The 9,817-nt window shown below is 43.1% G+C and carries 7 protein-coding genes, 1 tRNA gene and 2 pseudogenes; 6 read left to right on the forward strand and 4 right to left on the reverse strand.

Features of this window, described 5'->3' with window-relative positions; translation table 11 throughout:
• Window positions 1-50 precede the first annotated feature (50 nt).
• Window positions 51-452: a helix-turn-helix transcriptional regulator gene (locus JGK14_RS27855; protein ID WP_293143464.1), complete on the forward strand. Its 402-nt coding sequence runs from the start codon at window positions 51-53 to the stop codon at window positions 450-452.
• A 57-nt stretch (window positions 453-509) separates the two neighbouring features.
• Entirely contained in the window at window positions 510-911 is a 402-nt protein-coding gene (locus JGK14_RS27860; RefSeq protein WP_293208878.1) for a helix-turn-helix transcriptional regulator, read from the forward strand.
• 109 nt (window positions 912-1,020) lie between these two features.
• Here JGK14_RS27860 and mazG read toward each other — a convergent pair whose 3' ends face one another.
• Window positions 1,021-1,848, reverse strand: a complete 828-nt coding sequence (mazG, locus tag JGK14_RS27865; protein ID WP_293197634.1) for a nucleoside triphosphate pyrophosphohydrolase — start codon at window positions 1,846-1,848, stop codon at window positions 1,021-1,023.
• A gap of 178 nt (window positions 1,849-2,026) precedes the next feature.
• Window positions 2,027-2,617 carry a metal-binding protein gene (locus JGK14_RS27870; protein ID WP_293143470.1) on the reverse strand — a complete coding sequence of 197 codons (591 nt, stop codon included), beginning with the start codon at window positions 2,615-2,617 and terminating at the stop codon, window positions 2,027-2,029.
• A 71-nt stretch (window positions 2,618-2,688) separates the two neighbouring features.
• On the opposite strand from JGK14_RS27870, the gene JGK14_RS27875 reads away from it, so the two are divergent.
• From JGK14_RS27875 to ygfZ, 3 genes are all read left to right on the forward strand, one after another.
• A tRNA-Val gene (locus tag JGK14_RS27875) sits at window positions 2,689-2,760 on the forward strand.
• A gap of 284 nt (window positions 2,761-3,044) precedes the next feature.
• Window positions 3,045-3,443: a hypothetical protein gene (locus JGK14_RS27880; RefSeq protein ID WP_293182232.1), complete on the forward strand. Its 399-nt coding sequence runs from the start codon at window positions 3,045-3,047 to the stop codon at window positions 3,441-3,443.
• Between the two features lie 162 nt (window positions 3,444-3,605).
• Window positions 3,606-4,655, forward strand: a complete 1,050-nt coding sequence (gene ygfZ, locus JGK14_RS27885) for a CAF17-like 4Fe-4S cluster assembly/insertion protein YgfZ (protein ID WP_293219795.1) — start codon at window positions 3,606-3,608, stop codon at window positions 4,653-4,655.
• Between the two features lie 261 nt (window positions 4,656-4,916).
• On the opposite strand, the pseudogene JGK14_RS27890 reads toward ygfZ, so the two are convergent.
• Window positions 4,917-5,993: pseudogene (locus JGK14_RS27890) on the reverse strand (IS630 family transposase).
• 136 nt (window positions 5,994-6,129) lie between these two features.
• A pseudogene (locus JGK14_RS27895) lies at window positions 6,130-7,155 on the reverse strand (IS701 family transposase).
• A gap of 570 nt (window positions 7,156-7,725) precedes the next feature.
• Between JGK14_RS27895 and JGK14_RS27900 the strand changes: the two are divergent.
• Window positions 7,726-9,357 carry a polysaccharide biosynthesis protein gene (locus JGK14_RS27900; RefSeq protein WP_325315734.1) on the forward strand — a complete coding sequence of 544 codons (1,632 nt, stop codon included), beginning with the start codon at window positions 7,726-7,728 and terminating at the stop codon, window positions 9,355-9,357.
• The last annotated feature ends 460 nt before the right edge of the window (window positions 9,358-9,817 follow it).

The raw sequence follows: 9,817 nt of genomic DNA on the forward strand, positions 1-9,817 counted from the left end.
GATCGAGGCCAAAGTACAGCTAGCTTAAGAGTTAAATTGGATCTTTCAAAATGCCGGGATTTCTTGACTTTAAGGCTGTCGTCGAGCAGGAAAAACTGCGCCCTGTGCGATTCACGGATACGGGACGCAATAGATTGGGCAAACTTCTGAAAGCAGCTAGAGAGATTCGCGGCTGGTCAATTATCGAAACAGAAATGGTCACAAAAGAATACGAGGCCGCTCTGTTTCGGACAGCAGGAGAGCCTGTACCAAAAGATGTCGGCATTAGTAATGCTACTGTCAGTCGCTACGAACGGGGAAAGCTAGAAAGTTTGGATTGGCGATCGCTCTCCCTGTTATGCTTTGTCCTAAAGCCGATCGACCCGGTAATAGGAGAAGCATTGGAACCCACAAACGCCCTTTATATAGCTTGCGAACATCCGCCGTACAACAATGCCAAACTCTATGACTAGATTATTTGCAATGGGGATGACTGATGGTTGTACCAAACGTTGAGGTTTAGCCGTCAAATGTCAGGACTCTCTAACAAGGCTGTGGCAGACAAAGAGCAGGAATTGCGTCCCGTTCGCTTCACGGAGACGGGGCGGATGCGTTTGGGTAAGATGTTAAAGGCTGCAAGACAGACAAAAGGTTGGTCTGTTAGCGAAACACAGTTCAAAACCAGGGGGTACGAAGAGGCGCTGTTCATCGCGACAAATCAACCCGTACCCAAAGATGTGGGTATCAGTGCAGCCACAGTCAACCGTTATGAACGCGGGAAGTTGGATAATCTAGACTGGCGATCGCTCTCCCTGTTATGCTTTGTCCTAAAGCCGATCGATCCTGTGACAAATCAACCCCTGGAACCGACAAACGCTCTCTATATCGCTTGCGAACACCCGCCTTACAACGATGCGAAGCTCTACGAGTAGGTGAATCAGCTTTTTTGGGCGGGCTCGCGTGCCCACCCCACAAGAGCAATATTGAGTAATTGTGGAATAGGCATCTTGCCTGTTCTTGGGCATAATATTGATGACTAGCTTACTGCGGGCCCTTTTGCTTCGCCAGTAAAGCCTTAGCTTGTTCCCACAAAGCGTCTAACTCTTCGGGCGGATAATCGGATAAAGGTCGATCGCACGCAGCCTCAACTTTAGCAAACCGCTGTACGAAGCGATCGTTCGTTCCCTGCAAAGCAGCCGACGCATCTAAATCGTACCAGCGAGCCAATTGAATCAACACAAACATAATATCTCCCAATTCCGACTGCTGCGCGGCCTTATCCTCGTGTTTGAGAGCGTGTTCAAATTCCGCCATTTCCTCGTGAAACTTATCCCAAACGCCGTCTACACTGTCCCAATCAAAACTCACCTCCGCAGCTTTTTGAGAGATTTTTGCAGCGGCAGTAATTGGTGGCAAAGTGCTAGCATAACGGCTCATTTTTGAGGCTAAAGTTGGTGGCTTTTCCGCAGTTATGCCCTTTTCTGCTGCTTTGATTTTTTCCCAATTTTCGTTAACTTCATCGACACTGTTAATTTCTACATCTCCGAAGACGTGGGGATGACGCCGAATCAGTTTTTCCGTGATTCCCGCAGCGACTTCGGCGAAGGTAAATTGTTCGGATTCGCTGGCAATTTGAGCTTGCAAAATTACCTGTAATAATAAGTCGCCCAATTCTTCAACGATCGCACTTTTGTCTCCTTTACGAATCGCGTCGGCGGTTTCATAGGCTTCTTCGATGATGTGCGGAATCAGAGTTTCGGGAGTTTGGGCTAAATCCCAAGGACATCCGCCGTCGGGCGATCGCAATGAGGCCACAACTTCTATCAGGTTTTCGAGTGCTACGAGCGATCGACTGTGGGAATTAGACATTAGAATTTACCTTAAGTAGAAGGAAGAAGGAAGAAGGTAGAAGGAAGAAGGTAGAAGGAAGAAGGAAGAAGGAAGAAGGTAGAAGGAAGAAGGAAGAAGGAAGAAGGAAGAAGGAATACATAGACAGCCAGCTCGATCGCGAGCGATATTTTACATTTTATTAGGTGGATTTACTTGTTCACCTCTTAGATTTGCTAGACGTGCGGCGGGGAGATTTGCTTTTGCGCCTCTTAATAGTCTTAGGAGGGTGCAACCCGCTCAATCCTTTCTTTTTGAACTGTTTGTAAGCAGAACCGCCCCAATCGCTAAGATAGTGGCTCATCGCGCCCAATTCCAGACCGACGTAGATGGCTATAAATTCGATATAGTGTTCCAAGAGCGATCGACCGTAACCCAAAACCGCTTCCTGCCAATTTCCGGCTAAGTTGCCAATTTTTTCGGCGATCGTCAATCCCAAGACTCCTATAACGGCGATCCAGGTAGCGAGGTACAAGATTCGCAAAGCCGTGCCGATCAGAGGCCCGTGGGACAAAAAAGAGCGGTGGCGCAGGCTTTTTTGGTAGGGAAGCCAAATAAATTTGAACCATCCCCAGCGCTGATACTGACATGAGTAAATATCTAAATCCGGGCCAAACATCAGTCCGCCGACTAAGAAGCTGCCGGAAACCAGCAAAGTCAGGTTGCTGTTTTGAGTATGGCCAAAGGTGACGCCTGCCACCAGGGGCAAACACCATAGGGTGATTCGATCGTGCGTGCGGCCAGAGGGCATTAAAAGTTTATGATTTTTTTAGTTGATCTTTCTGGGATACTGTGATATGATAAGTCCCTGTAAGCGCAATTGGGCGATTAGCTCAGTGGTAGAGCGCCTGCTTTACACGCAGGATGCCGTAGGTTCAAATCCTACATCGCCCATATCCAATTGAAAAGCTGTTTCCACTGTTTCCAAGGGCTGGAAGTTTTAACACCTTCGCTCTGTGCCTTTGCTTGGCAACAGGCAAGATGCCTGTTCCACAAGAAGAAATTTAATGTCTTGTGGAATAGGCCGGACAGCCTGTTGTTAAAAAAACTTATTGGGAATGGTGCCAGATGTGCGATCGACCAAACTTAACATTTTGTGGCGGATGTCCCACAAGTTGACACCCAATGCTGGAAAATTAATCTATTGATTGATTTTCCTTTTTAACATCGTCAGATATATGAAGCCTAAAATAACTAGCCCGATCGCCTGGAAACAAGCTGAACTTCTCATGCAGCCGGCGATGATCCGAGTGCTAGACAACATCCGCAAACAACTAGAGGAGTCAGTCTGGACAGGAACTTATCAAGAAGTGCAGGTTCCGATTCCCGGCTATCAACTAATTTTAGAGCATCAAGGCGAGCACAGATCCGTCGATATTTGGGAACTTTGCTATCGAGTCTGCTTTGTCAACTACCAGCGGGCCCACACTCAAATGCAAAGCCAGGAAGTTGTAATTGACACTTTTTTAATTGACGAGGACACTGGCGATGTAGACTGGAATCGTCTTGATGCCAAAGCGAGTCAATTAATACAAGAAGTTTTTGCTAATTTGAGTCAGTTGACAGTTGACAGTTGACAGTTGTCATGGGTAGTTAGAAACCGGGTTTTTTCAGGACAAACGCGTTACAGCCAGAAGATTATGAAAAAAACCCGGTTTCTCGGCCTGTGAGTGCGATCGCAAACTCAAAACCAAGCATTAATAATTCAATACACGCTGAAAGCTTAAATCTCAAATCCTATGCTAATTCAAGAATTGCACGACATTCAAGCCGCAGCAGGCGCTACTTTTGCAGAGTTAGCAACCACAGAAACAGTCCCTATCAGTTTTGGTAACGACGGTGCCGCCATCGCAGCAACTAAACAAGGTGTGGCTTTGTGCGATCGCACTCACTGGGGACGCATTCAAATCTCCGATAGCGATCGCCTGCGGTTCTTGCACAATCAAAGTACCAATAACTTTAACATACTCAAACCCGGTCAAGGTTGCGACACCGTGTTCGTCACATCCACAGCTAGGACGATCGACCTCGCCACCGCCTATGCTACAGAAGATGCTGTAATATTGCTAGTTTCAGCCAACCGCCGCCACCAATTGCTCGAATTGCTCGATCGTTATATTTTCCCAATGGATCGCGTAGAATTAACAGATATAACCGATACAACCGTTGCTTTCAGTCTCCTCGGCCCCGAAAGCACTCAACTACTAGAAAAACTCGGAGTTACCGAACTAGACAATCAATCCTACGCTACTCACAAATCGATCGACTTTGCAGGTATAGAAGTCAGAGTTGCGGTTGGTAGCGGTTTAGCAACTCCTGGATACACGTTAATTGCGCCAGCCAGCGACGCAGCCCGCTTGTGGACTGAGTTAGTTAAAGCTGGGGCCGTACCAATGGGCGATCGAATTTGGGAACAACTGAGAATCGAACAAGGACGCCCCGCACCCGATTTTGAACTCACAGACGATTACAACCCCCTAGAAGCGCGCCTTTTACACACAATTACTTATGACAAAGGCTGCTACATCGGCCAAGAAACAATTGCCCGGTTGAACACCTACCAAGGAGTCAAACAAGAACTTTGGGGCGTGCAATTGAGCGGCCCCGTTGAGCCCGGAACAGTCATCACAATTGGAGAAGAAAAAGTCGGCAAACTCACCAGTTTTGTCAAAACCGAATCCGGCTATTTTGGACTTGCTTACATCCGCACCAAAGCCGGAGGCGAAGGACTGAAAGTGCAGCTAGGAGAAATTGCCGGAGAAGTAGTAAACCTACCTTATTTAAATTAATCAGCATAGGTTCGTAGTGAGGACTTCAGTCCGCATAAATCAGAGGACTGAAGTCCTCACTACGAACCCAGAGCGCCTGTTTTAGTGGACATCAAATAATGACATATCCCTCCCTTAAAACAGCTTCACTAACCTGCGGATCCGGCTCTACAGGGTCGCTGTAATAAGTTTCAATATGTTTAATAAAACCTTCCCGATAAGCTTTCAGATATGATTCAAGTGCTTCGATATCCTGCTTTTTTGTCGCGTAATACCATTTTTTTAAAGATGTGCTAGAGATAAATAATGTAAAATCCAAGACCATCCTGTGAGAAACCAATGACATGATTCGTTAAAGATGCTAAGATTTCCTGAACTTTTACGCGGAGTTGGTCAAGATTACTAAAAACTAACTTTCGCTTAAAATTCTTTGATGTATTCCCACACTCTTTCTGTTGGATTTACTTGACAGACAATGAGGAGGCTGAAATAGTAAAATAATATTGTCTGGCAATTCAGATGTGCTTAAAAGATGACCCGGAGCATTATCGACTTGAATGATATGCAATTCATCGGGATATTCAAGCGACAATTGTTCCAAATATGCTTGAAAACAAACTTTATCTAAATGGGAAAACTCCCCAAAAAAAACTTCGTCCAGTAGATGGATATACTGCTCCGTAAAGCCAGAAACATTTAAATTTCCATTGATGTTTTCCTACGGGTTTTACACCCCGTAGTGTTATTCTTCGTCTCTGAATTGTATGTAGTCCTAATCGAGTTTCGTCACTACACCAAAACAGAAATCTTTTGTATTTCTTTACTTGGTCAGGAGCTTTATTCAGCAAGGCTTTGATTTTTTGAGACAGGCTATTTTTGAATTCATTAATTGCCGTTAAATTTTGTTCACTACTCCGGGGCCTTGGGATTTTTAATTTACTTTTTAACTACCCTTTAACCAAGGAGTATACAGCTTGATAACTACTAGGTATCTCTTTGATCGACCATAGCCAGAGATGAACTTCTTTATAACTAACTGGAAAATCCTTCGGGGTCTCTCAATTCTTGTTGTAATGCAGCAGCTACTTCAACCGATTTTTTTTTGGGTCTACCAAAAATCTGCCGATTTTTTAACAAGTTTTCTATGCCACCCTCTTTATATTGAAAGAGCCAGCGATGAATTGTGGTTTCACTTTTACCCAAAAATGACGATACTTCTCGGACTGTTTCTACTTGTCTTGACTGAAACAAATAAAGCATTTGAACTTTATTATATGCTAAAATTCTTTTTTGTTTTTTCCGAATCTCTAGCAATACTTCTATAGATTCGGTAATCTTTATATGAGGACGCCCAGACATTTTAATGTTCTCCTTTACTTGGAAGGTAACTCTAGCATAACTTTAAAAAAATGGTATTACACATTTTCAGCGCCGATCGCGAGTCAAAGTCTTTTGAGCTAAGGGTTTTAGGCTTATTCAGCAATCCCTATGTATTCTAGATAATGCCATCACTGCTAAGGTTCGCCAAAATAGGATCACGGACAACTAAAGTGAACAGATTCCTTTGGACTTCATACCAATTGCTAATTATCTTTTTAGAGCGCATCAACTCCAATTTGATAAATGCGTGAAGTGAGCAAAATATGTGAGTTTTGATCGCAGAGGTGTCTCTCACCATGAACCGACAAATTCCACATACTTGTTTTAGTCCTCTATGAAAAGTTTCAATGCCCCAATGTATATCGTGAATTGTGATAAATTCACTTCGACTTGTTTCTTGCAGCTTGGACAGTTGTGGCAGATATAAAATATAATGTCTAGAGTCTTCTTTTTTAAAGTCTTTCCTAAACAATTTTATAAATCCAAATTCTTTCAAATGAGTTATTAATCCTTCATCTGCTATCTCTAAATTACTTACCTGGCAATACTTGTGCGGCTCATTAGAGACGGTTCTGTTTTTTTAAATCCCGAATAAAAAAACAGTTTCTGGTTTCTTAGAAACTTTAAGTTTTCTACTCCTGAATACCAACTATCTCCCGTTACTATTCTTGGTTGTACTCCCGATTCTGTGATTTCCCTCACCATTTATCTAAAATAATCGTTTTTGGTTTTTCCCTCTCTTTTATCGTAAATTCTGTAATTGATTGGCACTGAATTACCATAGATGTCACTATAATATAGCGTGATTAAGTTTAATCCTCTGATCGGCTTATGGTATTTACCTGACCAAAAATAGCTAATTAATTCTGTATGTTTTGGTTCACTATACAGCTTTTATATGACTGTATCGTCAACACTTAATATACCTCCTTCTAAGTTGATAAACTTTTCTATTATCGAAAATAAATCTGACGGTTCATATCTCTCTCTCACCAAAAAGCCATTAATACTATCATGGGAAACGTCTCCCAATATCTCTGAAGTGCCTACTGCACCCCCCAAACTTGGGTTCTGAGAGTAAAAATAAGGTGTATAGCTCCTTATTGCATCGCGCTGTCGAGGTTTTAGTTATTTTTCTGATTGTCCGATACCTGGCACGTAGATGTTCCCTCTTTATCAATGCACTATTTGGTTATTTTGTCAATGCGTAAGTCCTAATTTACTGAAACATTAGCTATATTTGGTAACCTGCCATACAGATAGCTTGAGTAGTAAAAGGCTGTGGAATCGCTGTCAAATATAATGTTAAGAGTTTTAACGCTTGCGCTACTTTATATGAACTTTAAAATTGCGTCAAAACTCGTATGTGATTGCAAAGAAATAGTAAAGATATGTTTTGAGTATTGCCAACAGCCAGCAACTTAAGTTTATAGTTGTAGAGACAAATGTTTGATAGATCGTGTTCCAACTTGGTCGATCGCCAAAATAAATAGGTAAAGAAATGCTTAATAAAACTACAAGTAGGCTGAAGACAAGCAATAAGTATGAGAGCCGATAGGGTATCTCTACCATAGGGTGTCTTTCCCATCAAGTCGCTTTCAGTCTAAAAAATCTTAAAATCAAGCAGACTTTAAAAGATTCTGTCCCTCGAAAATCAGTTTAACAACTCGCTTATCAGCAACCGTATTTCTAGAATCTCAAGGAGCCAACAGTGAAAAGTGTAATTAACCCCTCAGAAGTGTTTGAAGGTGCTAGCAAAGCCGAAATAATCGATCGCATCCAACGGTTAGTTCCCCCAGGTTCCCCGGAACCCCAAGATCCTGAAATCCTAGCAGCCCTAAAAACTCTCACCGCACAGCTAATCACCGCCTATCAAGCCGACGGACAACTAGAAAGCGAACCTTTTACCGACGTGCGCGATCGTACAATTCACCTACAGGCATCCGCAGTCAACAGCAAAATCAAAGGAAAAACCATTCTCGTAACCGGGGGAGAAGGATGCGTCGGCGCTTTCTTAATCGAAAAACTCATCGAATTAGGCGCAACCAAAATCATTTCCGCAGACAAAGCCCGATGTCAAAACCCCGGAGAAACTCTCCCGCATTTTAACAAAGAAGGTGAAGTAACTTTCTATGCGGTTGACATTCGCAACTGGGAGGCACTGAAACATATATTTGAGGTAGAAAAACCAGAGATTGTTTTTCACCTAGCAGCCCAACGCCAACCCGGACTAGCTGAAATCAAAATCCGAGAAACAGTTACAACCAGCCTGTTAGGATGCAAACACGTCATCCAGCTATGCGAAGAATACGGCGTAGCAGACTGCATCTTCTCTTCCACAGGCAAAACATCTCGATACTTTACAACCGAAGTTTACGCAGCCTCCAAAAAGTTTGCCGAATGGCAATTTGCCAAAGCAGCTCAAGCAGGAAACGTCACTTACGGGATGGTTCGCTTTACTCATATGTTGGAAAATAGCTTGTTCTGCGAGCAAATGTCCAAAAAAGTAGAGCAAAGTAAAACTGTCAACGTTCATGCTCCCCACCGCTACGTCACCGCTCAAAATCTTGTCGAAGCCGTACATTTATTGCTGAACGCTCTGGTAGTCTCCGTTCCCGGAAAACTGAAAATTGTCGCAGTCAGCAATCTCGGGTGGCCGACAGAAACCTTGGAAGTTGCTCTTTATAAAATTCTTGAATCAGGCAAAAATCTGCCGATTTATTTTCAAGGACTTTTACCGGGATACGAAGAACCATTTTTCCTCGGACAGTTTGACTGGAGCAAGCCTACAGACATCCATCTGCTAATTAATGTTCTGGAAGATCCTTTTAGAATCATTGATGATGCTGGCGACATGGTAACTGTAGAATTAGCTCCTTTTTCTTTGCGCGTGTTAGATGGACAAGTGTCAAACTTGGAAAACTTAATCAACACTCCAGATTTACCGGAAGTGGAAATCAAGCACGCTCTAGTCGCAGCAGAAAAAGAAGTTATTGCTTCCTCTTTTGCATGGAGTTCCCCCCAAGAGTTGTTAAAGATTTTGCAGTGGGGAGTCAATCCCAAGAAATTGCAAGGTTACGGAACAGAAATTGGTGACTACACGGAGATTATCGAACTCCTGCTGCAAGGAATGTACGGGCGGCTCAACGAAGAAGTCTTGAAGGGTGCCGGAATTACTGCTGATGAATTTGAGCAGTTAGTTGACAGTCTTTCTACGCTGGATTCTATTCAAGCAGAAGTGGGATATTTGCGATCGATATCGAGATGTGTCAGACAATCTATACTCCCCGCACACTTCACCAAAAAAAAATCTGAACCTTCTCCTGTCCACGATGCAGCGTAATTGGAAAATAGTTTAGAGATGGCTTTGTTGATTTTAGTCGATTAAAAATAGAACATCGCAAACCCGGTTTCTTTGAAATACCGGGTTTCTTAATTCTAGGCCTATTTGAGGTTAAGTTAAGTGATTTATAGCATTTCGAGCGAAAGATGAGGTATAACTGTAAATAAAGTTTTTGAGGCGATTTCACTTACTATATAATCACTATCTGAGGGCTAAAGCCCAACAACATACCTCAGCTATCTGAGGGCTAAAGCCCAACAATATACCTCAGCTATCTGAGGGCTAAAGCCCAACAATATACCTCAGCTATCTGAGGGCTAAAGCCCAACAACATACCTCAGCTATCTGAGGGCTAAAGCCTAACAACATACCTCAGCTATCTGAGGGCTAAAGCCTAACAATATACCTCAGCTATCTGAGGGCTAAAGCCTAACAATATACCTCAGCTATCTGAGGGCTA

It is taken from the genome of Microcoleus sp. PH2017_28_MFU_U_A (assembly GCF_020738035.1).
In the GTDB taxonomy this organism is placed as follows: domain Bacteria; phylum Cyanobacteriota; class Cyanobacteriia; order Cyanobacteriales; family Microcoleaceae; genus Microcoleus.